The sequence below is a fragment of the Micromonospora sp. NBC_00821 genome (assembly GCF_036347035.1).
In the GTDB taxonomy this organism is placed as follows: Bacteria; Actinomycetota; Actinomycetes; order Mycobacteriales; family Micromonosporaceae; genus Micromonospora; species Micromonospora hortensis.
On the sequence record NZ_CP108880.1, the window covers coordinates 7,090,903 to 7,116,172 of the forward strand.

Here is a 25,270-nt window from a genome sequence, read left to right on the forward strand (position 1 = left end):
CACCGATCAAGATTCCAGGGGCGACCTCTGATTCATGCTCACGTGCGCCTAGACTTGGCGGCGCGCGAGGGGATCAGCGGACGGCGGCCCCGGCCGACGGACGGCACGCGCAACCGGAGGTGCGCAATGGACGAGGTACTGGCCCGCAGCGGGATCTTCCAGGGTGTTGACCCGGAAGCTGCCGAGGCGCTTGCCAAGGAGATGGAGACGATCGAGGTCCGCAAGGGCGAGATCGTTTTCAATGAGGGCGAGCCCGGTGACAGCCTCTACATCCTGCTGTCCGGGAAGATCAAGGTTGGTCGCCGCGCAGCGGACGGCCGACAGAACCTGATCGCGGTGATGGGGCCGTCGGACATGGTCGGTGAGCTGTCGCTCTTCGACCCGGGTCCGCGTACGGCGACCGCCACCGCGGTGACCGACACCCGGCTGGTGCGGCTGCGCAAGCAGGCGCTGCGGCCGTGGCTCAACAACCGCCCGGAGATCGCCGAGCAGTTGCTCCGGGTGCTCGCTCGGCGGCTGCGTCGGACCAACGACTCGCTCGCCGACCTGATCTTCACGGACGTGCCGGGCCGGGTCGCCAAGAACCTGCTCCAGATGGCGGGCCGCTTCGGCACCCGCGACGGCGGCGTACTGCGGGTGACCCACGACCTCACCCAGGAGGAGATCGCCCAGCTCGTCGGCGCGTCTCGGGAGACCGTCAACAAGGCGCTGGCCGACTTCGCCTCGCGTGGCTGGCTGCGGTTGGACGGCAAGAGCATCATCATTCTGGACCCGGAGCGCCTGGCCCGTCGCGCCCGCGTCTGAGCAGCACCCGACGTCCCCGCCCGCCGTCACCGACGGTGGGCGGGGACGTTTGCCGTCTGCCTGACGCAGAATCGCTGGCCTGGAGGCGGGGCCCCCGGTGAGGGTGGGGCGCATGGTGAACCGAGTAGCGGTGCTCTCCGACATCCATGGTGTCCTGCCGGCGCTGGAGGCCGTACTGGCCGAGCCGGACGTCGCCACCGCCGATCTGATCGTGCTCACCGGTGACATCGCCGCGGGCCCGCAACCGGTCGAGGTGCTGGACGTGCTCGCCGGCCTGGGCGACCGGGTGTGCTGGGTCGGCGGCAATGCCGACCGCGAGCTGGTCGAGGCCCGGTCCGGCCGCCCTGCGTCGATCGAGGTGTCGAACTGGGCCGCCGGGCAGTTGCGCGACGACCAGGTGGCCCGGCTCGCCGGGCTGCCGGCGACGGCGACGCTGGAGATCGACGGCCTCGGGCCGACGCTGTTCTGTCACGCCACGCCCCGCGACGACGAGGAGGTGGTGCTCGTCGACTCCCGGACGGCGCGCTGGGTGGAGGTGTTCGACGGTCTCCCCGCCGAGGTCTCCACGGTGGTCTGCGGCCACACGCACATGCCGTTCACCCGGCTGGTCGACCGGCGTCTGGTGGTCAACCCGGGCAGCATCGGCATGCCGTACGGGGGCGCGGGCGCGTGGTGGGCGCTGCTCGGGCCAGGCGTCCAACTGCGCCGCACCGCCTTCGACGTGGACGCGGCCTGCGCCCGGGTGGCGGCCGAGTCGACCTTCCCCGACGCCGCCGCCTGGGCCGACGAGTACCTGCGCTCCCAGCACAGCGACGTCGACGCGCTGACCGCGTTCGGCCCCCGCGACGGCCGCTGAGCAGGCACTGAGCCGGGCGGCGGACGGACGGGCGGGCGGCCGACGGACGGGCGACGGACGGGCGGCGGAATGCCACTCTGAGAGCCTTTGGAGCTGAATCGTTTGCGGCATCAGCCGTAGGTGATCGGCAGGCCGATGCTCGAACGAGGTCGACGGGCACGATCGACGGGCGATTCGTTTGTGACATCAGCTCCATAGCGCGACCAGCCACCCATGCCGACCTCCCGCCCCGCCCCACCGCGAGCCCACCGGAGCGTCACCAGCTCGGAAAAAGTCAGTCTTGACTGTTTGTTTCGTAGGCAGCAGGCTGTCTCCGTGCCCACCTCATCGACGCGTGTCCCTCAGCAGGAACGCAGCCGCGCCACCCAGGCCCGGCTGCTGGAGGCGACAGTCGACTGCCTGATCGAGCACGGTTGGTCCGGCACCACGACCACAGTCGTCGCGGCGCGGGCCGGTGTTTCGCGCGGGGCACAGCTGCATCACTACCCGACGAAGGCAGCGCTGGTGACGGCCGCCGTGGCCCATCTGGCCGAGCGCCGGGCCGACGAGTTGCGCACCGAGGCCGAGGCGTTGCCGGCCGGCCCGCAGCGGTTGGACCGGGTCGTCGACCTGCTCGCCGTGGCGTTCACCGGGCCGCTGTTCGTGGCAGCGCTGGAGCTCTGGGTCGCCGCCCGCACCGATCGGGAGCTGCGGGACGCCCTGGTGCCGCTGGAGGCGACTGTCGGGCGGGAGATGCACCGGCTCACCGTCGCCCTGCTCGGTGTCGACGAGCGTCGACCCGGTGTCCGCGAAGCGGTGCAGGCCACGCTCGATCTGCTCCGTGGGCTCGGGGTGGCCAACCTGCTCAGCGACGACTCCGCCCGCCGGGCCGCCCTGTTGACCACCTGGAAGCGCCAGCTCGCCACCCTGCTCACGCCCTGACCGCCGGCCGCACCGGCCACCACCGACCGGAGGCACCATGGTCGACCTCAGCGACCTGCTCACGGACCTGGCCGACGAGTCCGCCCAATTGGACGCCCTGGTAGCGCCCCTGCCGGTGGCCGACTGGGCGAGGCCGACCCCCGCGCCGGGCTGGAGCGTCGGGCATCAGATCGCCCACCTCGCCTGGACCGACCACGTAGCGCTGTTGGCCGCGACCGACCCCGAGGCGTTCTACGCGACTGTCACCGCCGCGCCAGACGTGACCCGGCTCGTCGACGTCGGCGCCGAGGAGTTCCTCGCCCCGCCGGCCGAGCTGCTTGCCCGTTGGCGGGCCGGGCGCACCGCGCTCGTCGACGCACTGGCCGCCGTTCCGGCCGGTGGCAAACTGCCGTGGTACGGCACCCGGATGTCGGCCACCTCGATGGCCACCGCCCGGATCATGGAGACCTGGGCGCACGGCGCGGACGTGGCCGACGCCCTCGACGTGGTCCGCCCCGACAGCGACCGACTCCAGCACGTGGCGCACCTGGGCGTGCGTACCCTCGGGCACGGCTTCGCCGCGCACGGCCGGGAGGCACCGACGGCGCCGGTGCGGGTCGAGCTGGTCGGGCCCGACGGGGAGGCCTGGAGCTGGGGTCCGGCGGACGCCGCCGACCGGGTCAGTGGCCCGGCTCGGGACTTCTGCCTGCTGGTCACCCAGCGCCGACACCGCGCGGACCTCGCTCTGGTCGCCACCGGACCGGTAGCCGACGAGTGGCTCGACGTGGCGCAGGCCTTCGCCGGGCCGCCGGGTGACGGCCGGCAGCCGGCCGGCGGGATCGGGGTACGGGCATGATCCGCATCGGCAACGCCTCCGGCTTCTACGGCGACCGGTTCACCGCCTGGCGGGAGATGCTCGACGGCGGTGAGCTGGACGTACTGACCGGCGACTACCTCGCCGAGTTGACCATGCTGATCCTCGCACGGGATCGCCTGCGCGACCCCGACCTGGGCTACGCGAAGACGTTCCTGCGGCAACTGGAGACCTGCCTCGGCACCGCCCTCGACCGAGGGGTGCGGATCGTGACGAACGCCGGCGGGCTCAACCCGGCCGGCCTGGCCGCCTCGATCGAGAAGCTCGCCAACCGGCTCGGCCTGCCGACCCAGGTCGGGTACGTCGAGGGCGACACGATCCAGCGACCGGACGCGTTGAGCGCCAACGCCTACCTCGGCGCGTTCGGGATCGCCGCCTGCCTCGACGCCGGCGCGGACGTGGTGGTCACCGGCCGGGTCACCGACGCGTCGCTGGTGGTCGGCCCGGCCATCTCCCGGTACGGGTGGGGCCGCGATGACCTCGACGAGCTGGCCGGGGCCACCGTCGCGGGGCACCTCGTCGAGTGCGGCGCGCAGGTCACCGGCGGCAACTTCAGCTTCTTCACCGAGCTGCCCGACGGCGGTCATCGGCCCGGGTTCCCGATCGTCGAGGTGCACCCCGACGGCTCCTCGGTGGTCACCAAGCATCCGGGCACCGGCGGCGCGGTCACGGTGGAGACTGTCACCGCCCAACTGCTCTACGAGATCGGCGGGCCCGCGTACCTCGGGCCGGACGTGGTCACCCGACTGGACACTGTGACGCTGCACCCCGACGGGGCGGACCGGGTCCGGGTCGCAGGCGTACGGGGCACACCGCCACCGCCCACGCTCAAGGTGGGCGTCAACAACCTCGGTGGCTTCCGCAACTCGATGACGTTCGTTCTCTGCGGGCTGGACATCGAGGCGAAGGCGGCACTGGTCCGGGGGCAGGTCGAGGAGGCGGTGGGCAAGGACGGGCTGGAGTTCACGCTGGCCCGGACGGACCACCCGGACGCCGCCGACACCGAGGCGGCCAGCGCCCTGCTGCACGTACACCTGCGCGACGGCGACAAGGCGCGGGCCGGGCGGGCGTTCTCGGCCGCCGCTGTGGAGTTGGCCCTGGCCTCGTACCCGGGCTGCACGCTGACCACAGTGCCCGGTGACGCGACACCGTACGGCGTCTTCACCGCCGACGCGGTGCCGCAGGGCGCGGTGGCGCACGTGGCGGTGCTACCCGGTGGCGAGCGGGTGCCGATCGCCCCGCCGATCCGCACCGCCCCCACCTCGCCGGACGAGTCGGCCCCAAGTGGTGACCCGGCGGTCGACGGCCCTACCCGGCGCGGGGCGCTCGGCGAGGTGGTCGGCGCACGATCCGGGGACAAGGGCGGGGACGCCAACCTCGGTGTCTGGGCGCGTTCCGACGCCGGGTACGCGTGGCTGCGGACCTGGTTGACAGTCGAACGGCTGGCCGAGCTGGTGCCCGAGACCGCTCCGCTGTCGGTGCGGCGCTACGAGTTGTCCAACCTGCGCGCCGTCAACTTCGTGATCGAGGGCCTACTCGGCGCCGGGGTGGCCGCGTCCACCCGGTTCGACCCGCAGGCCAAGGCACTCGGCGAGCTGCTGCGCGCCCGGATCGTCGACCTGCCGGCCGACCTTGCGACGGGGGTATCCCGATGAGCATCGTGGACACTCCGGAGCGCCGGCAACTACGCGAGCTGACCCGGGCGTTCGTGACCCGGGAGGTGTTGCCGCACCTGAACGACTGGGAGCGGGCCGGCGAAGTGCCTCGGGCGCTGCACGCGACCGCCGCGAAGCTCGGTCTGCTCGGCATCGGCTTCCCGGAGTCCGTCGGTGGCAGCGGCGGTGACCTGCTCGACTCGATCATCGTGACCGAGGAGCTGATCCGCTCCGGTGGCTCGTCCGGGCTGGTGGCGGCCCTGTTCACGCACGGGATCGCGTTGCCGCACATGGTCGCGGCGGCCGGTGCCCGCACCGGTGGCTCGCTGGGCGGCCGGCTCGGTGGCGTCTCGTCCCCGGCCGACGACAGCCTGATCGAGCGGTACGTGCGGCCCACGCTGGCCGGCACGATGATCGGCGCGCTGGCCATCACCGAGCCGGACGGCGGTTCGGACGTGGCCGGCATCCGCACGACCGCCCGCCGTGACGGCGACCACTACGTGGTGAACGGGTCGAAGACGTACATCACCAGCGGGCACCGGGCCGACTTCGTGACCACCGCGGTGTGCACCGACTTCCCCGGCAGCGGTGAACTCACCCTGCTGGTCATCGACAAGGGGTCGCCCGGGTTCACGGTGGGACGCCGGTTGGAGAAGCTGGGCTGGCACTGCTCGGACACCGCCGAGCTGTCCTTCGCGGACGTGCGGGTGCCGGTCGCCAACCGGATCGGCGCGGAGAACACCGGCTTCCTGGCGATCATGCAGCACTTCGCGGCGGAACGGCTGTCGCTGGCTACCCAGGCGTACGCGACAGCGCAGCGCTGCGTCGAGTTGGCGGTGCGCTGGTGCCGGGACCGGGAGACGTTCGGGCGTCCGCTGGCCAGCCGGCAGCTCATCCGGCACCGGTTGGCCGAGATGCACACCCGGGCCGAGGCGGCCCGGTCGTACGTGCACGGGGTCGCGGGTCGGGTGGCGGCTGGCGAGCCGGTGGTGACCGAGGTGGCGATGGCGAAGAACGTGGCGGTGGCCGCCTGCGACCACGTCGTCGACCAGGCGTTGCAGTTGCACGGCGGGTTCGGCTACCTGCGCGACGCCGAGGTGGAGCGGCACTACCGCGACGCGCGGATCCTCGGCATCGGTGGCGGCACCACCGAGATCATGAACGAGATCATCGCGAAAGGCATGGGCCTGTGAGCGCGAGGAGTGAGCCGGGTCTGCGAGCCCCGCAGTCGCGAACGAAGGAGGCACGGTGACCACACTGGACAGCGCAGTCGACCCGTCCGCGCCCTCGTACCTGGCGAACCGAGCGGCGTTGCTGGAGCGGTTGACCGAGTTGGACGCCGCGCTGGACCAGGCGCGGGCGGGTGGTGGCGACAAGTACGTGACCCGACACCACGCGCGCGGCAAGCTGCTCCCCCGGGAGCGGATCGAGCTGCTGGTGGACGCCGACAGCCCCTTCCTGGAGTTGTCGCCGGTCGCCGCGTACGGCTCGGACTTCCCGGTCGGGGCCAGCGTGGTCACCGGCATCGGGGTGGTCGAGGGCGTGGAGTGCCTGATCGTCGCCAACGACCCGACGGTACGCGGCGGCGCTGTCAACCCGTGGTCCCTCGCCAAGACCCGGCGGGCTGGCGAGATCGCCCTGGCCAACCGGCTGCCCATGGTCAATCTGGTGGAGTCGGCCGGGGCGGACCTGCCCACCCAGGCGGAGATCTTCATCCCCGGTGGTCGGGTGTTCCGTGACCTCACCCGGCTCTCGGCGGCCGGCATCCCCACTGTCAGCGTGGTCTTCGGCAACGCCACGGCCGGTGGCGCGTACGTGCCGGGGATGTCCGACCACGTGATCATGATTCGGGACCGGTCACAGGTCTACCTGGCCGGTCCGCCGCTGGTGAAGATGGCGACCGGCGAGGTCACCGACGACGAGTCGCTGGGTGGCGCGGCGATGCACGCCGGCACGTCCGGGCTCGCCGACTACCTGGCCGCCGACGAGCGGGACGGCATCCGGCTGGCCCGGCAGTGCGTCCGCCGACTGAACTGGCGCAAGCAGGGCCCGTCGCCGCGGACGGCGGCGCCGCAGCCACCGAAGTACGACCCGGAGGAGTTGCTCGGCATCACCAGCGCCGACCTGAAGGTGCCGTTCGACCCGCGGGAGGTGCTGGCCCGGATCCTGGACGGCAGCGACTTCGACGAGTTCAAGCCGGCGTACGGGGACGCGCTGGTCACCGGTTGGGGTGAGCTGCACGGTTACCCGGTGGGGGTGCTGGCGAACGCCCGAGGGGTGCTGTTCAGCGCTGAGGCGCAGAAGGCGGCCCAGTTCATCCAGCTCGCCAACGCCTCGAACACCCCGTTGATCTTCTTGCAGAACACCACCGGCTACATGGTGGGCACCGAGTACGAGCAGCGCGGCATCATCAAGCACGGCGCCCTGATGATCAACGCGGTGTCGAACTCGACGGTGCCGCACCTGACGGTGAACCTGGGCGCCTCCTACGGGGCGGGCAACTACGGCATGTGCGGCCGGGCGTACGAGCCGAGGTTCCTGTTCACCTGGCCGAACGCGAAGTCGGCGGTGATGGGCCCGGCGCAGCTCGCCGGGGTGCTGTCGATCGTGGCCCGGCAGGCGGCTGCCGCACGGGGGCGCGACTACGACGAGGATTCCGACGCGGCGATGCGTTTGATGGTCGAGCAGCAGATCGAGTCGCAGTCCGGCGCGCTCTTCCTCTCCGGGCGGCTCTACGACGACGGGGTGATCGACCCCCGGGACACTCGGACCGTCCTCGGGCTCTGCCTCTCGGCGATCCACAGCGGACCGGTGAAGGGCGCCGACGGTTTCGGCGTCTTCCGGATGTAGACCGTGAGCGCGAGGAACGCAGCGAAGCGGAGTCCCGCAGTCGCGAACAAAAGGCAGGCACCGTGAGCGCGAGGAACGCAGCGAAGCGGAGTCCCGCAGTCGCGAACAAAAGGCAGGCACCGTGAGCGCGAGGAACGCAGCGAAGCGGAGTCCCGCAGTCGCGAACGAAAGGCAGGCTCAGGGAACCATGATCAACAGACTGCTCGTGGCGAACCGGGGCGAGATCGCCCGTCGGGTCTTCGCCACCTGCCGGGCGATGGGCGTGGAGACGGTCGCCGTGCACTCGGACGCGGACGCCGACGCGCCGTTCGTGGCCGAGGCCGACCAGGCCGTACGCCTGCCGGGGAGTTCGCCGGCCGAGACGTACCTGCGGGTCGACCTGATCCTGGACGCGGCCCGCCGCAGCGGCGCGGATGCCGTCCATCCCGGCTACGGGTTCCTCGCCGAGAACGCCGAGTTCGCGGCGGCGGTGACCGACGCCGGTCTGACCTGGGTCGGGCCACCGGCCAAGGTGATCGCCGCCATGGGCGACAAGTTGGCGGCGAAGGCGTTGCTCGCCGAGGCGGGCGTGCCGATGCTGCCGAGTTGGACCGACACCGACGAGATCGTGGGTTTCCCGGTGCTGGTGAAGGCGTCCGCCGGCGGTGGTGGCCGGGGCATGCGGATCGTCCGGACCGTCGACGAACTGGCCGAGGCCGTCGCCTCCGCGCGCCGCGAGGCGGCTGCCGCGTTCGGCGACGGCACTGTCTTCATCGAGCGGTACGTCGAACGCGGCCGGCACGTCGAGGTGCAGATCTTCGGTGACGCCCATGGTCGAGTGGTGGCCCTGGGTGACCGGGAGTGCTCGATCCAGCGCCGGCACCAGAAGATCGTCGAGGAGGCGCCGGCGGTCGTTCCGGACCGGGTGCGGGCGGCGTTGCACGAGGCCGCGGTGGCCGCCGGACGTGCTGTCGACTACCTGGGCGCGGGCACTGTGGAGTTTCTGCTCGCCCCGGGTGGTGAGTTCTTCTTCCTGGAGATGAACACCCGACTCCAGGTGGAGCATCCGGTCACCGAGTTGTGCACCGGGCTGGACCTGGTGGGGTTGCAACTGCTCGTCGCCGAGGGTGAGCCGCTGCCGGCGGTTCTGCCGGCGAGCACCGGGCACGCGGTCGAGGTACGCCTCTGCGCCGAGGACGTGGCTGCGGGTTGGCGGCCGGCCATCGGGACCCTGCACCGATTCGGCGTCGGCACGGTGGCGGCCGAGTTCGGTGGGCTGGCCGGGCCGGGTCTGCGGCTCGACTCGGGTGTGGTGGCGGGCTCGGTGGTCGGGGTGCACTACGACTCGATGCTCGCGAAGCTGATCGCCTGGGGTCGTACCCGCGCGGAGGCGACCCGGCTGTTGGCCGGCGCGCTGGCCCGGGCCGAGGTGCACGGGGTGACCACCAACCGGGATCTGCTGGTCCGGGTGCTGCGCAGCCCCGCGTTCGCCGCCGTGGAGATCGACACAGGTTTCCTGGACCGGCACCCGGAGGTCTTCGCCCCGATCCTCGCCGCCGACCGGCTGCCGATCACCGCCCTCGCCGCCGCGCTGGCGGGCGCCGCGCACCGGCGGGCGACCGCACCGGTGCTTCCCGGGCTTCCCTCCGGCTGGCGCAACGTGCCCGCCGTTCCCCAGACCACAGCCTTCGTCGGGCCGGACGGCGACGAGATCGAGATCCGCTACCGGTTGGACCGGGCCGGCCGGCTCGCCGACTGGTCCAGCACGTCGGCGGCCGAGGAGTCCGCCGAGCGGTCGACGGCACCCACAGTGGTGCTGGTCGAGGCCACCCCGGATCGGGTGGTGCTCGACGTCGACGGGGTTCGGCGCGCGTACCGCGTACACCGGGTGGGGTCCGCTGTCTTCGTGGACGGCCCGGACGGGGCGGCGAGCCTGGCCGAGTTGCCGCGTCTCCCGCTGCCCACAGCGGCGGTGGCGGCCGGGTCGCTGCTCGCGCCGCTGCCCGGCGTGGTGACCCGGGTACACGTTCAGGTCGGCCAGCGGGTCGCGGCCGGCGATCCGCTGCTCACGCTGGAAGCGATGAAGCTGGAACATCCCGTGCTCGCCCCGATCGACGGCGTGGTCGCCGAACTGCCGGTGCCGACCGGCGGTCAGGTGCAGACGGGCGCCGTGTTGGCCGTTGTCGACGAAAAGGACCCCCGATGACCTTCGACCTCACCCCCGAGCAGGACCAGTTGCGCGACGCCGTTCGGGCGTTGGGCCGCCGCTACGGTCACTCCTACTTCGTCGAGAAGGCGAGGGCCGGCGAACACACCACGGAACTGTGGGCGGAGGCCGGACGGCTCGGCTACCTGGGGGTCAACATCCCCACCGAGTACGGCGGCGGAGGCGGCGGCATCACCGAGCTGGCCATCGTCTGCGAGGAGTTGGCGGCGGCGGGTTGCCCACTGCTGCTGCTGGTGGTCTCCCCCGCCATCGCGGCTACGGTGCTCAGTCGGCACGGCAACGAGGAGCAGCGTAAGCGGCACCTGCCGGGCCTCGCCGATGGCTCCCAGAAGATCGTTTTCGCGATCACCGAGCCGGAGGCCGGTTCCAACTTCCACCGGCTCGGCACTGTGGCTCGCCGCGACGGCGACGGCTGGCTGCTCAACGGCCGCAAGTGCTACATCTCCGGCGTCGACGAGGCCGGTCACGTGCTGGTGGTGGCCCGTGTCGCCGTCGATGACGGCCCAGCCGGTTCAGCGGATGCGTCTCCGCAGAAGCTCAAGCCGGCGCTGTTCCTGGTGCCTACCGACGCGGCCGGGCTGACCCGGTCCAAGCTGGACATGGAGATCGTGTCCCCGGAGAACCAGTTCCTGCTCTACCTGGACGACGTGCGGGTGCCCGCCGACGCGCTGCTCGGTGAGTCGCTGGACGCCGGGCTGCCGGCGCTCTTCGCCGGGCTCAACCCGGAGCGGATCACGGTGGCCGCGATGGGTGCCGGCACCGGCCGGTACGCCATCGAGCGGGCCAGTGAGTACACCGCCACCCGCAAGGTCTGGGGTGGTCGGAGCATCGGCTCCCACCAGGGGGTGTCTCATCCGCTGGCACACGCGGCGGTGCAGGTGGAGCTGGCCCGCCTCATGATTCAGAAGGCTGCCACCCTGTACGACGCCGGCCGCGACCTGGAGGCCGGGGTCGCCGGCAACATGGCCAAGTACGCGGCCGGGGAGGCCGCCGCGCTCGCCGTGGACACCGCTGTGCAGGTGCTCGGCGGGGCCGGCATGACCACCGAGTACGGGGTGGCGACCCTGCTCGGCGCCGTCCGGGCCGGCCGGATCGCCCCGGTCAGCCGCGAGATGATCCTCAACTTCGTTGCCCAACACGTCCTCGGCCAGGACAAGTCGTACTGACGCCCGCCGACGGGCGGGCCGAGCCACCCCGCCCGTCCGTTGATCGACTCGGCTTCCTGGATTCCGGGGTGTCCGAGAGCCAGTGACACCCCGATTTTCAGGAAGCCGAGTCGATCAGCCGCTCGGCCGCGTGACGCGCGGCCTCCTCACGCGCCCTGTGTGCCCGAGCGCTCCCGCTGGTGCAGGATCGCCACGGCCACCGCGAAGAGCAGCGCGGGCGCCAGCACCAGGGTCAGCCACTGCGCCAGGGTGAGCGCATCGAGGACACCGTCGTGGGTGGAACGCTCCAGGAACGTCCCCGTGGTGCCGAGCCCCACGCGGGTGAGCACCAACGTGACGCCCACCGGAACCACAAGCGCGAGCAGGCGTCGCCGCAACACCGCCAGCGTCGACAGGATGACAAGGGCGAAGAGCAGGTATCCCGCAGTCAGCAGAATTGCCTCGATCCGGCCGACACCGACGGTGAAGATCCACGTGCCGTAGATGGGAGCCGTCGCGTCATCAGCACCAGTCACCTGGGCGATGCTCGGAGCAGCGACGCTGATTAGCGTCGCCGCCGCCAGCGTGCCGAGTCGCCAGCGCGCGAGGGAAGCCGTGGCGGAACGGGGAGCACGGACGGCGAGCACCAGCGGAACCATCGCGGCGAGCACGGCGGGCCAGAGATTGCGCACCGTGGAATATTGCCCGTAATCCTCGGCGACCCGCACCACCTCGAACGCCGCGCAACAGACGGCGATCGCGGCTGCTGCCCGGCCCCACCCGAACACGGCCGACACCGCCACGGTGAGCCACAGCAGCGCCACGAAACCGACCGGCCAGAGGACGAACGGTTCTCCCAACCCCTCGGGATAGCCGTCCGCGAACATGGCGAGGTGCAGCACCGGAACGCGCGCATCCCGCACGAACAACATCAACGCGGCGATCAGGCCGAGCGCCTGCGCCGCCTCCCGCCACGCATCGCCCGAGAATCGCGCACCAGCCTGGCGGACATGCGCGTGCAACGCCCCGCCGAGCAGGGCGAGCACGTCCCGCGCCGCCGGCCTGCGCTGGCCCGGTGACGCGTCGTCCAGCAGCACGCCGATCATCTCGTCCTCGTACTGCCGGCGGTAGGCGCGGGGATAACAGGCCATCAGCAGTCGGTAAGTGCGGTCCAACGTCATGCCGCACCGCCGTCGAAGATGAGACCGGCACGGCGCAGTCGCACGCTCGCCGCGTCGGCGTTGCTGCGCAGACGCGCGGATTCCTCAGCCAGGCGACGCGCCCCCGGCGCGGTGAGTCGGTAGTACCTGCGCAACCTGGACTGCACCTGCTCCTCACGCTCGATGTCGACGAGACCGTCGGTCCGCAGCCGGTCCAGGGCTGCGTAGAGGGTGCCGGCGCGCAGGTCGACGCGCCCGTCGGAGATTCGGCGGACCTCGTCGAGGAGCGCGTACCCGTGCCGTGGGGCCTCGACGAGCGCGGTGAGGATCAGGTAGGTGGACTCGCGCATGGAAGCCTTCGCCATCGCCGCAGCATATACCGTCCGACTGTATATACGGCAGCAGATGCCGCCGCGATTCGCGTCGTGTTTACCGGCCCGCCCCGCCGGAGATGGAGAGCGGCATGGATCTGCTGCGGACCCGTCGCCCGCCGGCGCCACTGTTCGCCGGGCTCGGCCTCGTTGTCGTCGTCGGCTTCGCCATCGTCGCCTGGACGGTGTGGAGCAACGACCAGGCGCTGCAGGAGCGCGGGGTGGAGGCCACCGCCCAGGTCGTCAAGGTCAACAAAGGCCGCATCCACGTCGAGTTCGAGACCGCGGACGGGCGGCGGGCGCAGACGCTTGTCGGTCAGGGCGACGAGCCACCCGGTGCCGCTCCGGCGGTGGGCGACGAGATCCGGATCGTCTACGACCCGCAGGACCCGGAGGCGGAGGTGGCCGACCGCCGCGCCCCCCACAACCACCGCATCGCCTATCTGCTCGCCGGCGTCGCGGCCTTCGGCGCGGTCAGCGTGCCACTGGCCACCGTCGCACTCGTGCGGGCCAACCGTCGGGCACGGTAGGCGCTGCTCTTGTCAGTTGGGCGTCAGGCCGGGGTACGGCAGGCGGCGTCGATGCGGTGGACCGGGCGGACCCGACGGCCCATGCCCTCCAACAGCGAATCCTCGACGTGGAAGTCGTGAATGCGCAGTTGGTGGCGGGGCAGTTCTTCCTCGCTCGGGCACAGCACCTGGGCGCGGACCAGGCCGACCGGGACGTACCGGACGCCACCCCGTTCCTGAAGGATCACCATGTTGACGTCGTCGGTGGTGACCACGTGCCCGCGGACGTCCTCGGTGGGCCCACTCTCCGGGCCCACAGTGGTGACGGTCAGCGGCAATACCGGCGTGGTGATCACCGGCACGGCTGCCCAGATCAGGGTGGCGAGCACCGCCACCTCGGTCACCGACGCCAGCGGCCGGATCACCATGCCCGGCAGCGGCCCCGCGACGAAGAGCGCCAGCAGCGGGGGCACCACGATGAGCGCCAGCACCAGCCACTCGTCGCCCTGCCGCATCGCGTCGCGCATCGTGGGCAGCATCAGCCAGCCGTACCCGGCGAGCAGCGCGCCGATCAGCAGCAGCCGAGGCACCACCCGCTCGTGCAGCCGCCCCGGGCGGAGTTGGAACGCGGCCACGAACGCCGGCAACAGCAACGGCAGATAGAGCAACGGCCAGGTGATCACGGCGAGCAGGAAGCTGGCCAGCACCACCCAGGCCGGGGTGATGTCGGCCCAGCGGGCGAAGAGCGGGCGGCGACGGGTGCCCGGCGGAAGTCGATCCGCGCTGACGGCCAGCACGGCGCCGAGCGCGAAGACGGCCACCAGCCCGGTGGAGAGCAGCCGGGCCGCCGTGGTCAGAAACCCGGCGAGCAGGTTGACCGGCCCGACGTTGGCCACCAGCAGCAGCGTGGTCTGGAGCTCCCCGCCGGCCTCCACGCCGAGGCGGAGCACCGAGAAGATCGCCGGTACGCCCACCACTGCCGTCCAGAAAGACTGGCTGGCGCGGGCGCGCCGCTCCGCCGGATCCCAGCGGACCCGTCCCGGCTCAACGTCGGCGACGATCGGCTCGGCCGGTTCGGCGACCGGCACTCCGGCCGGCCAGGCAACGTCACCTCCTGCGCCAGCCGCTGGACGATCGACCGCCGCCGGTACTGCGGCCGTACCGTCGATTGCCGGCGCGGCGACGCCGTGGGGCACTGACGTGCGGGGCGGCGGGACCGGCCCGTCGCCGCTGGTGGCGGTCGGCGCCGCGCTCACTTCGCGGGCGCCTTGTCGTCGAAGTCGACGAGCTTCGGCACCTCCAAGGGCTGCGGCTGGCGCTTCTCGGCCTTCAGCCAGGGGCCCAGGGTCCGGTTGTACGCGGTCTGCCAGGGGCTGGCATCTCCGTCGCGGCCCTGCACGTAGCTCTTCTGCAGGAAGAACGCGACCAGATCGCGCAACGCGGGATCACCGATCGGCACGCCGATGCCCAGCAACTCGCTGGTGCCGAACGGCATGTCCACGATCTCGAACTCCTTGGGAAAGCTGGCCAGGAAGCCGGCGAGGATCGACTCGTCGGAGCTGACCGCGTCGTACCGGCCCTTCCGGATGCCATCGACGCAGTCGCCGACGTCCTTGACCACGAACGTCTTGACCTGGTGCTTCTCCAACTCGGCCTCGGTGGTGGAGCCGCCGCTGGTGCAGACCTTGTACGCCGGGTCGCGCAGATCCTCAATGGTGCGGATCTCGTCCTTGAGTCGAACCGGCACCATCACCTCCTGCGTGGTGACGAAGTACGGCCCGGCGAAGCTGACCAGCTGCTTACGGTCTTCCGTCATGGAGAAGCTGGAGACCACCAGGTCGACGGTGCCGCCCTGCAGCGACGGGATGCGATCCTCGGTGGCGACCGACACGAACTCCAGCCGCTGTTCCCCCTCGTAGCCGAGGGAGGCCGCGACGTACCGGGCGATCTCGACGTCGAACCCGACGTGCTGGCCGTTTCGCAACTCACCCATCAGCGGCTCGTTGGTGGCGACACCGATCCGCAGCTTCGACTGACCGAAGATGTGCGTCTCGCGCATCTTCTCCTGCACCGAGGGCAGCTCCGGTTCCTTCCGACTGTCGCAACCGGCCGCGGCGGCGAGCACGAGGGTGAGAGCGACCGCCAGCGTCGACGCGATCGAGCGGAGCCGGGACTGCGAACTGCCTGAGTTCATGGGCGACCTCGCTACCGGAAGGGCCTGCGGAATACCGAGAGTAGCCGTTCTTGTCCAATCCGTGTGGGTGCCGTGGACCCTGTCGAGTCGGCGCCTCGGATCGATGCCGATCGGCGCGGCGGTCGGCTCTGCGGTTGACAGCCGGCCTAGTCGCGACATGCTGGACGGGTGAGCCGATTGTCCAGACCCGATGCGCGCACGGTGGCGGTGCTCGCGGCGCTGGGAGCCCTAGCGCCGCTGGTCATGCTGGTCGTATGGCGCCGACAGGACCTCCTCGGCGTGGTTCTCGCGCTGCTCTGCGTGCTGATGACCATGGTCACCGGGGTCGCGGTCTCCGCCGCCCGTCAGGTCGACGATCCGGAGCCGGCGGACCGGTCGGCAGTCGTCGGGCCGCCCGAACTGATGCCGTACGGGATCGACGCGGACACCCTCGACGCCCTGGACCCCCGTGACGCATTGCGTGCGGTGCGTGACCGTCGGCGCGGGTCGAACGGGCTCAGCGGCCGGTGAGCGTGGGCGCGGAGAGCCCGTCCACGCCGCGCCCCGCCAGACACCGGTAGGTCCGGTCGATGCTGCCGTCGACCGGCGGTAGCACCTCCAGGTGCCAGCCGGTCGCCTCGGCGATCCCGGTGGTCAACCGGAACGTCGTTGCGCTGCACACCTGCCGCACCGGCTCAGCGGCGGCCACCTCGTCGTAGTCGGCGCCGACCAGCGACACCGGCAGGATGCCCTCGGCGTACGTCTCCCAGGTGTGTCGGCCGGCGCAGGACAGCCGAGCCGCCTCGGCGCGGCTGCCGCGTATCCGCATCGGGCCGAAGCACTCCAACTCGGGCAGGCACCGGGCACCCTCGGGCAGGGCGGTGGGCGCACCGGTGCCGGTCGCGCAGCCGGGCAACGGGCCGGTCGCCGGTGCGGCGATCTGGGTGGCCGACGGGTACGGGACGGGTGGTGGCGCCCGGTCGGCGACCCAGGCCCCGGCGGTCGCGGAGGCGGCGAGCGCGAGCACACCGGCGCCGCCGAAGATCCAGCGCCGCCATCGTCGACCGGCGGGGTCGGCTCGCTGAGTGTCCTCGATGGGCGATCGGGGCACCGGCTGGCTGGCCGCGTACGGGCCGGAGAGCGTCGCGGCACCGCTGACCGGAGCGCCGCTGACCGGTGCCGCCGGTGAGCCGAGTGGCAGGTTGCTGAGCAGGTCGTGCAACTCCAGGGCGGAGGGACGCTCGCCCGGATCGTTGGCCATGCCGACGCGCAGCACGTCGATCAGCTCGTCCGGCACCCCGGGCAGGGCGGGGAGCGGCTGGTTGAACATCTCCAGCACTGTGACAAGGCTCGGGTTGCGCTCGGACTGCCAGCGCGGCGGCCTGCCGTGCATCACCGCGTAGAGGGTGGCGCAGAGCGCGTACACGTCGACGGCCGGCGACGGCGGGCTGTGGCTGAACATCTCCGGCGGCGCGTACGCCGGGGTGAGCACCTCCAGGGTGACCGAGGCGTCCCGGTGCTCGGCGAGAACGGCAAGCCCGAAGTCGGCGAGCACCGCCGAGTTGAAGTGCGAGTAGAGGATGTTCGCCGGCTTCACGTCCCGGTGCAGCACCCCGGCGGCGTGCGAGTGGGCCAGCGCGTCCGCGATCTTGATGCCGAGGTCGCGGGCCTCCACCGGCGCGAGTGGCGAGGTGCGCATCCGTTCGGCGTACGAGCCGTCGCAGAGCTCCATGATCAGGTAGGGGTGCTGATCGACTGTGACCCCCACGTCGAAGAGGTCCACCACGTGCGGGTGGGACGACATCCGGCCGGCCGCCCGCGCCTCACGCAGGAAGCGGGCCTGATCGCGCTCGCTGTCCAGCGTTCGGTTCTCCACTTTGACGGCGACCTCGCGACCCACTGAGATCTGGGTGGCCTGGTAGACGGTCGCGTACCCGCCCCGGGCAAAGACCCGCAAATCAGTCAGGCCGGGCACGATCGGCACTGGCAGGCCGCCGGTCGGGGTGTCGGTCACCGCTCGAAAATACCCAACCCGACCGATGGCTCAGCGCACCGCGTCCGCCGGAGCCGCACCGGCGGGACCGGTACCCTCCTCGGCGACCGCAGTCGTCCCGGCACCCTCGGACGATCCGATCCCGCCAGCCGGGATGCCCCGCCGGGCGTCCAGGCGCAGACCGATGGCGGTGGCCACGGCACCCAGCCCCTCCCACGCCGCCACCCCGAAAAACCGGTCGGGAGCGATGTCGGCCAGCACCGCGATCGTGAACACGGTGAACGTGACCAGCCGGAAGACCACTGTGAACCGGTAGAACGCCCGCCACTCGGTCACCGTGGCGAGCAGGTAGTAGACGCCCATGTTGAAGGCCGCCATCGAGGACGCCAGCAGGAACGTCCCGGTGTGATCACCGACGGCCCGCGTCGCCGGCACCTCGAACCCGAGCATGCGCAGCTGCGCCTCCGGCCAGAGCAGCCCGACCGCGCCCATCACCAGCGCCAACACGCCGAAGACCGCGATGGTCCAGCCCGCGATGGATCGCGGCAGCTTCATGAACGGCCTCCCCAGGCACGGCGACGGTCACCACTGTGGACCCGTACGCGGTGGTGACACGCTAGCCGCTCCCCCCGACCACCACATCCCCAGAACCGGCAAAACCCTGCACCCACCCTCCGGGTCGCGTTGATCATGAAGTTATTGCCCTGCGCACCGGCGTGTCGGCGCAATAACTTCATGATCAACGGCGAGGTGGAGGGGGTGGGGTTAGACCAGGGCGGCCAGGCGGGTGTGGAGGGCGTCGGCTGCGGCTCGTTCGCTGCGCTGCTCGGTGGCGTACGCCAGGCGGACCGCCTCCTGCGCACAGGACAGCGCCTCCGCCGGACGACCACAGGCGGCCAGCGCCTCGGCCAGCACACTCGCCGCGATCACCTGGCTGCGCACGTCCTCGGCCGGTGCGGTGACCGCTCGGCGGGCCCAGTCCAACGCCTGCTCCCGCTGACCGTGAGCGAGCAACGCCGCAGCGTACTGGGCCATCGTCTGACGGCGGGAGAAGAGCAGCGACGGTGCGTTCGCGGCGGCCGTGGCCACCGGGGCGAGCAGCCCGACCGCTGTCGCCGAGTCGCCGGCCGCGAGACGGGCAGTCGCCAGCAGCACCCGGGGCGCCACCTGCGCCGGCGCCTGCGGGTTGTGCGGCTCCACTGCGGTCAGCACCGAGCGGGCCACCCGCTCGGCCGTCTCGCAGTCGCCCATGTCCAACGCGACGAAGCCGCGCAGTGTGCCGGCCATCCCGGTGAGCAGCGGATGCGAGGTGCGCTCCGCGTACGCCAGGGCGTCGGTGAGCAGGTCCGCCGCGTGCTCCGGCTCGCCCAACCCGCGCGCCACCACCGCCCGGACCACCAGGGCGAACCCCCGCCCCCAGTCGTCGGACGCGGCGGCGAACTCCCGGTACGCCCGCCGGGCCTCCCGGTCGGCCTCAGCCAGGTCACCCAGTTCGGCAGTGGCGAACGCCGCCACCGCCCGCAACGTGCCCACCGCCCACGCCTCGCCGACCCGCTCGCCGAACGGCAGGAACACCTGCGCCATCCGACACGCCTCGCGCAGTCGACCGGCGAGCAGCCGGGCGAACGCAGTGGTGCCGCGCAGCCAGGCCCGCCCGTACGGGTCCTTCAGCTCGGCGAAGAGCCGGGCGGCCCGGCCGAGCACCGCGTCGGTCCCGGCGAAGTCACCCCGGGTGGTGGTCACCCAGGCCAGGTTCTGTAGGGACCACGCCTGCCCGCGTCGGTCCTGCGCACCGAGGCTGACCTGGTACGCGGCCGCCAACCGGCTACTCGCCTGACTCAGCCGCCCCGCCACGAAGTCGGCCATGCCGAGCCGGCGCATCGCCGTGGCACGCTGCGTGGGCAGCCGACCCTCGGTGGCCACCTGCAACGCCTCCTGCCAGGCGGTCACCGCCCGACCCTGATCGCCGAGGGTCTCCTGCGCCTGCCCCGCCAACAGCAGGGCGCTGACCCGGGTGACCTCGTCCCCCGCGTTCGCGGCGATCTTCTCGGCGTACGCCAACGCGTCGGTAACCCGGCCGACCTGGAGCAACGCTCGGGCGTGCACCACCCGATCGGCTGCCGGCACCCCGTCGCGGGCCAGCTCGGTGGCGCGCTCGGCGTACTCGACGGCCATTGCCGGCTCACCGGCGGAGAGCGACCGGCGGGCGGCCCGGCCCAGCGCGGCGACGCCGAGCGGGACCACAGCTCGGGCCGGCGCGTCCGGGCGGAGCTTCACCGCGTCGGCGAGCGTGGCGGCCCGCTCGACGTGCGTCGCCACGAAGTCGTCCCGGGCCTCGTCGGTGAACCCGCCCACACTGCTGGCAGTGGTCTCGTCCGCTGGCGCCGCCCAGCGGGCCAGCGCCGCGTGCCGCTCGGCCAGCTCGGCCTTGCTCACGCCTGCGTACGCGGCCTCCCGCATGAGCGGTGTGGCGAACGAGTAGCCGGCACGCGAGCGGTGCAGCATGCGGCGTTGCAGCAACTCCTCGACCGCCCGGTCGAGCTCGACCGCGACCACTGCCGACGGCCGACCGTCTCGACCGCCGCGCTGCTCCCGCATCGCCTCCAGCGCGCCGGTCGGCACCGTGTCACCGGTGACCGCCGCGTCGCGCAGCACCGAACGGGCGTCCGGCGGCAACGCGTCGATCCGGGCCGCGAGCACGGCGGCGAGGTCCCGGGAGAGCAGCCGGCTGCCCAGCGAGCCCGGTACCAGCCGCCAGCCGGTCGACCCGCCCTGCTCCCGCTCGCCGGAGCCGACCCGATCCACCGCGGCACCCCGCGTCGAGGCGGTGCCGCGCACTGATTCGGTGGTGAGCGCCCCTCGTTCGATAAGCAGGGTGACAAGCTCAGCCAGGTAGAACGGATTGCCCTGCGCGGTGGCGAGCAGACGGTCGGTGTCGGCCTGCGGCAGCTTGCCGCCGCCAAGGTAAGTGGTGAGCAGCCGGGCCGCGTCGGCACCGCGCAGCGGCGGCAGCGAGTGCACCTCGGCGTCCGCGACCCGGGTCAGCGCGCCGGCGGTGCGCACCAGCTCGGGGCGGCCGAGCAGCAGCACCAGCACCGGGCCGGTGAGCCTGGACAGGGTCAATCCGAGGGCACTGATCGTCTCGGCGGTGGCGTCGTGCAGGTCGTCCACCACGATCACCAGCGGCGCCTCCGAGGCGAGCCCACTGAGCAGGTCGGCGACAGCGTTCGGCACCACCTCGGCGTCCGCCGCCGGAGTGCCCGACCCACCCCACTCGCCGCTGTCGTTGCCACCGTGTGCCGGAAGTTCGGCGTAGCCGAGCAGGGCCAGCAGTTGCTCCGTGGCGATCGGCGGTGTCTCCGCACCGGAGCGGGCGAGCCGCTGCCCGAGTCGGCGCAGCCGCTCCTCGACCGCCGGGCGGGTCAGCGCTGTGGACGCGTCGCTGGGCAGACCGACGGCGGCCCGCACCAGATCGGCCAGGGGCGCAAGGCGTCGCCGCTCCCCGAACGCGGCACAGCGCACCGAGAGCACCCGGGCACCGGTGTGCGCCGCGTAGCGGCCAGCACCGACGTCGTACCCGGCGGCGAGGCGCTCCACCTCGGCGGCGAAACGGGACTTCCCGATGCCCGCCTCGGCGGTCATCAGCAGCACCCGAGGATCGCCCTGGTCGATCACCTCGGCGAGTCGGCCGGCGACCCGACCGATCTCCGTCTCCCGGCCGACGTACGGCGCCTCGTCGCCGAGCCCCGAGCGGGTGCCCGGCGCGTCCAGCAGACCCAGCAGCTCGTACGCCTCGACCGGCTCACGCTTGCCCTTGAGCCGCAGCGGGCGCAGCGCCCGCCAGGAGGAGACGTGCCTGGTCGCGGCGGCGGTACGACCACCGGCGTAGACGGCTCCGACGGCGGCGGCGTCGGCGAGCCGGGCCGCGGTGTTCACAGTGTCGCCGATGACCGTGTATTCGATGGCGGCCTGGATGCCCGCGATGACGTCGCCGGTGTTCAGCCCGACCCGCAGCCCGAGCGGCGCGCCGCCTCCCCGCTCGTCGTCGAGCACCCGGCGGACGGCCCGTTGCATGGACAGTGCGGCTCGGACGGCGCGTTCGGCGTCGTCCTCGTGCGCCACCGGGGCGCCGAAGACCGCCATGATGCCGTCACCGGTCAGCTTGTCGACGTGCCCGCCGAACGTCTTCACCGCGCCGGCGAGGGCGGCGAGCACCCGGTCGGTGACCGCGCCGACGCGTTCCGGGTCGAGATCCTCCGACCAGGAGGTGAACTCGGAGAGGTCACCGAAGAGCACGGTGACCACCCGGCGCTCGGCCGCCGGCAACGTGGCGGCGGCCGGCAGCGCGGCGCCACAGTTGTGGCAGAACCGCGCGCCGGGAACGGCAACGGTTCCACACACGGGGCAGGTCACATGTGCTCCAACCCACTGACCCCGGGCGCGGATTCCCCGGTGTCGACGCCCAGATACTCCAGTTGGGCCCGGACCGACCATTCGGCCGCCCACCAGAGTGAGCGGTCCACGTCCGCGTAGACCGTCGCCACCACGTCGGCGGGGGTGTGGGCGCCGGCGGCGACCGCCGCCCGGACCTGGTCGAGCCGGGCCCGGCGATGGGCGAGGTAGAAGTCGGCGGCGGCGGCGCAGTCGGCCAGTGCCGGGCCGTGTCCAGGCAGCGCCGGGATCCCCCGGTACGTGGACAGCAGCTCCAGGCTGCTCAGGTAGTCACCGAGGTGACCGTCGGGATGGGCGACCACGGTGGTGCCCCGGCCGAGGATGGTGTCACCGGTGAGCACCACCCGCTCGTCGCCGTGCTCGACCAGGAAGCAGACCGAGTCGGCGGTGTGCCCTGGCGTCTGCAGAAGACTGATGCGCAGACCGAAGCCGCCGAAGTGCTCGCCCGGCTCGGTCAGCGGCTCACCACCGATGGTGTGCGCCGGGTCGGCGGCGAGCACGTGCACGCCGCCGAGCAGCTCACTCAGCCGGGCCGCGCCCTCCGTGTGGTCGGGGTGGCCGTGGGTGATCAGGATCAGCCCGACCGGGCCGTGCTCGGCGATCCCTGTCAGGTGCCCCTCGTCCGCCGGCCCCGGGTCGACCACGATGCCGGACTCGGCCGCCGGGGCGCGCAGCACCCAGGTGTTGGTGCCGTCGAGGGTCATCGGCCCCGGGTTCGGCGCACGCAGCAGTGAAACCCAGCGGGGCAACTCGTCGGCAAGCGCCGCTACCGCCCCCGTCACGTGCCCGCTCATGGCTGCGATCGTACGACCCCGCCCGCCACACCCCACGATCTTGCACTCGCGGCCCCTGGTTCATCCCGATTGGGGGCTTTCGTCCAAGCAGAAAGTGCAAGATCGCGGGGCAATGGTGACGGGTCAGGCGACCTCGACGATCAGCTCGATCTCCACCGGGGCGTCCAGCGGCAACTCGGCCACACCTACGGCACTGCGCGCGTGGCGGCCGGCCTCCCCGAAGACGGTGCCGAAGAGATCCGAGGCACCGTTGATCACGGCGGGCTGACCGGTGAAGCCGGGCGCGGAGGCCACGAACCCGGTCACCTTGACCACCTTCACCACGTTCTCCAGGCCGACCAGCGAGTCGACAGCGGCCAGCGCGTTGAGCGCGCACCGCTGGGCCAGATCCTTCGCCTGCTCGGCGGAGATCCCGGCGCCGACCTTGCCGGTCGCCAGCAACTTGCCCTCGGCCATCGGCAACTGGCCGGAAACGTACACGTGCTGCCCGGACTGCACGGCCGGGACGTAACTGGCCACCGGCGGCACGACCTCGGGCAGGTCGAGACCCAGCTCGGCGAGCTTCGCGTGCGGACCGTTGCTCACGCCTTGGGCCGCTTCAGGTAGGCGACCAGCTGGTCCGGATTCGGGCCGGGGACCACGGCGACGAGCTCCCACCCGTCCTCGCCCCAGTTGTCGAGGATCTGCTTGGTCGCGTGGACCAGCAGCGGGACCGTGGAGTATTCCCACTTCTGCATCGCTGAAGGGCTCCCTCTCGGTGCGGAATTGTTCGAGGGACAGCCTACGGTCCGCTGGCCGGACGAGGTACGGGACGCTGCTCCGGCGCGGCCGGCAGCTCCCCGCAGCGCCCTTCGTGCTCGTACCCCTGGGGGCAGCGGGACCGGTCGGGCAGCAGCAGGTCGCAGAAGACCCGGTGCCGGTTGTTCTGATCGTCGGCGTTGGAGACTGTGGTCTCGCCGGCGTCCAGCTCGGGCAGGAAGCCCAGGGACACAGCGACCCGGCCGGCCAGCACGGTCGCCGCGGCCAGATTCGGCACCCGGATCGGCAGGTGGATGACGAAGCCCGGCTCGTCGTCCTCGCGGGTCCGCTCGGCGAGCTGGCTGGGCACCTGGGCCGGCTCCGCCTGCTCCGGCATCCGGCGGTACGACCGTTCGTTGATCGGCTGGTTGGTGACCTGCCCGCCGGCCTCGACCACGGACCCGAGCCGGCGGGGCCGGTCGTTCGTCGGGAACTGGGTGCGAGGGATGTTGTCCGCGTCGCGCATGCACTGCCTCCGGTCGTACCTCTCGGACCATGCTTCCGGCCCGGACCCATTCGTCCGTTCCGGCCCCCGCACCGGGACGAAGGTAGGTCTGTGGCTGCGGTCCCGCCAACAGGACGCGCACAAGAGGTCACCAACAGTCACATATGCGACACACCGCAGGTCGGGGGCCCGACACCGAAACCGAGGCGGGTACCGCTCACCGGATCGCTGGGCCGCTCGGCGGGCAGGGGCGACACCGATCCGGTCATCGACCGCTACCCTTCCGGTCGGACGGTCGCGCAGCGCCCGGCCGCCCGCTCGATCACGCTCGGCGCCAGGGGTGGCGGCGGGCGCCGCACCCCTGGGGGAACGACATGACCCACCCGCCCAGCGGCGACCAGGCCGGCACACCCGCTCACCCGCCGGCCCACCCGGATCCCGCCGGCCAGCCCGGCGCGCCGACCATCCCCAGCCAGCCGGCCCCCGCTCCGCCGCCCGGGCAGCTCGCCCTCCCCGCCTCCCCCGCCCAGCCGGCACTTCCCGCCGCCCCCACCTCACCGGCCTTTCCCGGGCAGCCCAGCGGCATCAGTCAGCCGGCCTTCCCGGGGCAGCCTGCCGGCGCTGGGCAACCGGCCTTCCCGGGGCAGCCTGCCGGCGCTGGGCAACCGGCCTTCCCGGGGCAGCCTGCCGGCGCTGGGCAACCGGAAGCGCCTGGCGGCCCCACCTCGGCCGCCGCGTCGACGCAGCCGGGTGCCCCGAACTCCTCGTCGATTCCGCCGGCCCCGCCGGCCTATCCGCCCTACCCGGGTACGGCCGCGCCGAAGAAGAAGCGCGGTCTGCTGATCGCGGCGATCGCCCTGGTCGTGATCATGGTGCTCTGCGTGGGAGGTGGCGTGGTGGCCTTCCTGACCCTGCGCGACGCCGAGACCGGCGAGGGCGCCAAGGAGCCGGCGGTCGCCGTCGACGAGTTCCTCACCGCTGTCTACAAGGATCGCGACGCGACGAAGGCGGCGGATCACGTCTGCGCCGCTTCCCGTGACGACGACAAGATCGCCGCGAAGGTTGCCGAGGTGGAGAAGTACGCCTCCACCTACCAGAACCCGCGCTTCCGGTGGACCACCCCAAAGGTGGACAACCAGACCGGGGAACGGGCCACCGTCTCCACCCGGCTCACCATGACCACAGCCGACGAGAAGGTGGCCGACCAGGAATTGCGCTTCACTGTGGTGCAGAAGACGGGTTGGTGGGTCTGCGAGGTCGCCTGACCGCACAGCCTGGATAGGCT

23 protein-coding genes are annotated in these 25,270 nt (G+C 72.1%); 12 read left to right on the forward strand and 11 right to left on the reverse strand.

The window, feature by feature from the left end:
- Positions 1-126: 126 nt before the first annotated feature.
- From OHB44_RS32545 to OHB44_RS32585, 9 genes are all read left to right on the forward strand, one after another.
- On the forward strand, positions 127-804 hold the full coding sequence (locus OHB44_RS32545; protein WP_007466162.1) for a Crp/Fnr family transcriptional regulator: 678 nt from the start codon (positions 127-129) through the stop codon (positions 802-804).
- Between the two features lie 112 nt (positions 805-916).
- A complete protein-coding gene (locus tag OHB44_RS32550) occupies positions 917-1,660 on the forward strand; it encodes a metallophosphoesterase family protein (protein WP_330439217.1) in 744 nt (247 codons plus the stop codon).
- Positions 1,661-1,975: 315 nt separating this feature from the next.
- Positions 1,976-2,581: a TetR/AcrR family transcriptional regulator gene (locus tag OHB44_RS32555; RefSeq protein WP_210780790.1), complete on the forward strand. Its 606-nt coding sequence runs from the start codon at positions 1,976-1,978 to the stop codon at positions 2,579-2,581.
- Between the two features lie 37 nt (positions 2,582-2,618).
- A complete protein-coding gene (locus OHB44_RS32560) occupies positions 2,619-3,416 on the forward strand; it encodes a TIGR03084 family metal-binding protein (protein ID WP_330439218.1) in 798 nt (265 codons plus the stop codon).
- On the forward strand, positions 3,413-5,089 hold the full coding sequence (locus OHB44_RS32565; RefSeq protein WP_330439219.1) for an acyclic terpene utilization AtuA family protein: 1,677 nt from the start codon (positions 3,413-3,415) through the stop codon (positions 5,087-5,089). Before OHB44_RS32560 ends, OHB44_RS32565 begins: the two co-directional genes overlap by 4 nt.
- Positions 5,086-6,282, forward strand: coding sequence for an acyl-CoA dehydrogenase family protein (locus tag OHB44_RS32570; protein ID WP_330439220.1), 1,197 nt, complete (start codon positions 5,086-5,088; stop codon positions 6,280-6,282). Before OHB44_RS32565 ends, OHB44_RS32570 begins: the two co-directional genes overlap by 4 nt.
- Before the next feature lie 55 nt (positions 6,283-6,337).
- A complete protein-coding gene (locus OHB44_RS32575) occupies positions 6,338-7,939 on the forward strand; it encodes an acyl-CoA carboxylase subunit beta (RefSeq protein ID WP_330439221.1) in 1,602 nt (533 codons plus the stop codon).
- 187 nt (positions 7,940-8,126) lie between these two features.
- Complete coding sequence (locus OHB44_RS32580; RefSeq protein ID WP_330439222.1) at positions 8,127-10,124, forward strand: acetyl/propionyl/methylcrotonyl-CoA carboxylase subunit alpha; 1,998 nt, start codon at positions 8,127-8,129, stop codon at positions 10,122-10,124.
- The gene (locus tag OHB44_RS32585) at positions 10,121-11,311 is read left to right on the forward strand and encodes an acyl-CoA dehydrogenase family protein (RefSeq protein ID WP_330439223.1); all 1,191 of its coding nucleotides are present in this window, start codon (positions 10,121-10,123) and stop codon (positions 11,309-11,311) included. The genes OHB44_RS32580 and OHB44_RS32585 overlap by 4 nt, the downstream gene beginning before the upstream one ends.
- A gap of 146 nt (positions 11,312-11,457) precedes the next feature.
- On the opposite strand, the gene OHB44_RS32590 is transcribed toward OHB44_RS32585, so the two are convergent.
- The gene (locus OHB44_RS32590; RefSeq protein WP_330439224.1) at positions 11,458-12,471 is read right to left on the reverse strand and encodes a hypothetical protein; all 1,014 of its coding nucleotides are present in this window, start codon (positions 12,469-12,471) and stop codon (positions 11,458-11,460) included.
- Positions 12,468-12,815: a PadR family transcriptional regulator gene (locus OHB44_RS32595; protein WP_330439225.1), complete on the reverse strand. Its 348-nt coding sequence runs from the start codon at positions 12,813-12,815 to the stop codon at positions 12,468-12,470. The genes OHB44_RS32590 and OHB44_RS32595 overlap by 4 nt, the downstream gene beginning before the upstream one ends.
- Before the next feature lie 98 nt (positions 12,816-12,913).
- Here OHB44_RS32595 and OHB44_RS32600 point away from each other — a divergent pair, with 98 nt between their 5' ends.
- A complete protein-coding gene (locus OHB44_RS32600) occupies positions 12,914-13,351 on the forward strand; it encodes a DUF3592 domain-containing protein (protein WP_330439226.1) in 438 nt (145 codons plus the stop codon).
- A 23-nt stretch (positions 13,352-13,374) separates the two neighbouring features.
- Here the strand turns inward: OHB44_RS32600 and OHB44_RS32605 are convergent, their stop codons facing one another.
- Positions 13,375-14,586: a hypothetical protein gene (locus OHB44_RS32605; protein ID WP_330439227.1), complete on the reverse strand. Its 1,212-nt coding sequence runs from the start codon at positions 14,584-14,586 to the stop codon at positions 13,375-13,377.
- The gene (locus OHB44_RS32610; protein ID WP_238686627.1) at positions 14,583-15,524 is read right to left on the reverse strand and encodes a transporter substrate-binding domain-containing protein; all 942 of its coding nucleotides are present in this window, start codon (positions 15,522-15,524) and stop codon (positions 14,583-14,585) included. Before OHB44_RS32610 ends, OHB44_RS32605 begins: the two co-directional genes overlap by 4 nt.
- 168 nt (positions 15,525-15,692) lie before the next feature.
- Between OHB44_RS32610 and OHB44_RS32615 the strand changes: the two genes are divergently transcribed.
- Positions 15,693-16,034 (forward strand): hypothetical protein, encoded by a 342-nt coding sequence (locus tag OHB44_RS32615; RefSeq protein ID WP_238686626.1) that lies wholly within the window; start codon positions 15,693-15,695, stop codon positions 16,032-16,034.
- On the opposite strand, the gene OHB44_RS32620 is transcribed toward OHB44_RS32615, so the two are convergent.
- From OHB44_RS32620 to OHB44_RS32650, 7 genes are all read right to left on the reverse strand, one after another.
- Entirely contained in the window at positions 16,021-17,517 is a 1,497-nt protein-coding gene (locus OHB44_RS32620) for a serine/threonine-protein kinase (RefSeq protein WP_266304230.1), read from the reverse strand. The genes OHB44_RS32615 and OHB44_RS32620 overlap by 14 nt on opposite strands.
- 30 nt (positions 17,518-17,547) lie before the next feature.
- Positions 17,548-18,051 (reverse strand): hypothetical protein, encoded by a 504-nt coding sequence (locus tag OHB44_RS32625; RefSeq protein WP_238686624.1) that lies wholly within the window; start codon positions 18,049-18,051, stop codon positions 17,548-17,550.
- 210 nt (positions 18,052-18,261) lie between these two features.
- Entirely contained in the window at positions 18,262-21,909 is a 3,648-nt protein-coding gene (locus tag OHB44_RS32630) for an adenylate/guanylate cyclase domain-containing protein (protein WP_330439228.1), read from the reverse strand.
- A complete protein-coding gene (locus OHB44_RS32635) occupies positions 21,906-22,742 on the reverse strand; it encodes an MBL fold metallo-hydrolase (protein ID WP_266304228.1) in 837 nt (278 codons plus the stop codon). The genes OHB44_RS32630 and OHB44_RS32635 overlap by 4 nt, the downstream gene beginning before the upstream one ends.
- A gap of 123 nt (positions 22,743-22,865) precedes the next feature.
- Positions 22,866-23,327 carry a RidA family protein gene (locus OHB44_RS32640; RefSeq protein ID WP_091403351.1) on the reverse strand — a complete coding sequence of 154 codons (462 nt, stop codon included), beginning with the start codon at positions 23,325-23,327 and terminating at the stop codon, positions 22,866-22,868.
- Positions 23,324-23,479, reverse strand: coding sequence for a DUF4177 domain-containing protein (locus OHB44_RS32645; protein ID WP_007466198.1), 156 nt, complete (start codon positions 23,477-23,479; stop codon positions 23,324-23,326). Before OHB44_RS32645 ends, OHB44_RS32640 begins: the two co-directional genes overlap by 4 nt.
- Positions 23,480-23,523: 44 nt before the next feature.
- Entirely contained in the window at positions 23,524-24,006 is a 483-nt protein-coding gene (locus OHB44_RS32650) for a hypothetical protein (RefSeq protein WP_330439230.1), read from the reverse strand.
- Positions 24,007-24,449: 443 nt separating this feature from the next.
- Between OHB44_RS32650 and OHB44_RS33575 the strand changes: the two genes are divergently transcribed.
- On the forward strand, positions 24,450-25,250 hold the full coding sequence (locus tag OHB44_RS33575) for an Rv0361 family membrane protein (RefSeq protein WP_442932718.1): 801 nt from the start codon (positions 24,450-24,452) through the stop codon (positions 25,248-25,250).
- The last annotated feature ends 20 nt before the right edge of the window (positions 25,251-25,270 follow it).

Excerpts from the sequence above, each read along its gene's own strand:
- OHB44_RS32610 (WP_238686627.1), bottom strand. The coding sequence starts at position 15,524 with ATGAACTCAGGCAGTTCGCAGTCCCGGCTCCGCTCGATCGCGTCGACG.
- OHB44_RS32595 (WP_330439225.1), bottom strand. The coding sequence starts at position 12,815 with ATGGCGAAGGCTTCCATGCGCGAGTCCACCTACCTGATCCTCACCGCG.
- OHB44_RS32580 (WP_330439222.1), top strand. The coding sequence starts at position 8,127 with ATGATCAACAGACTGCTCGTGGCGAACCGGGGCGAGATCGCCCGTCGG.
- OHB44_RS32590 (WP_330439224.1), bottom strand. The coding sequence starts at position 12,471 with ATGACGTTGGACCGCACTTACCGACTGCTGATGGCCTGTTATCCCCGC.
- OHB44_RS32625 (WP_238686624.1), bottom strand. The coding sequence starts at position 18,051 with ATGAAGCTGCCGCGATCCATCGCGGGCTGGACCATCGCGGTCTTCGGC.
- OHB44_RS32570 (WP_330439220.1), top strand. The coding sequence starts at position 5,086 with ATGAGCATCGTGGACACTCCGGAGCGCCGGCAACTACGCGAGCTGACC.
- OHB44_RS32645 (WP_007466198.1), bottom strand. The coding sequence starts at position 23,479 with ATGCAGAAGTGGGAATACTCCACGGTCCCGCTGCTGGTCCACGCGACC.
- OHB44_RS32585 (WP_330439223.1), top strand. The coding sequence starts at position 10,121 with ATGACCTTCGACCTCACCCCCGAGCAGGACCAGTTGCGCGACGCCGTT.
- OHB44_RS32635 (WP_266304228.1), bottom strand. The coding sequence starts at position 22,742 with ATGAGCGGGCACGTGACGGGGGCGGTAGCGGCGCTTGCCGACGAGTTG.
- OHB44_RS32560 (WP_330439218.1), top strand. The coding sequence starts at position 2,619 with ATGGTCGACCTCAGCGACCTGCTCACGGACCTGGCCGACGAGTCCGCC.
- OHB44_RS32565 (WP_330439219.1), top strand. The coding sequence starts at position 3,413 with ATGATCCGCATCGGCAACGCCTCCGGCTTCTACGGCGACCGGTTCACC.
- OHB44_RS32545 (WP_007466162.1), top strand. The coding sequence starts at position 127 with ATGGACGAGGTACTGGCCCGCAGCGGGATCTTCCAGGGTGTTGACCCG.
- OHB44_RS32600 (WP_330439226.1), top strand. The coding sequence starts at position 12,914 with ATGGATCTGCTGCGGACCCGTCGCCCGCCGGCGCCACTGTTCGCCGGG.
- OHB44_RS32650 (WP_330439230.1), bottom strand. The coding sequence starts at position 24,006 with ATGCGCGACGCGGACAACATCCCTCGCACCCAGTTCCCGACGAACGAC.
- OHB44_RS32550 (WP_330439217.1), top strand. The coding sequence starts at position 917 with ATGGTGAACCGAGTAGCGGTGCTCTCCGACATCCATGGTGTCCTGCCG.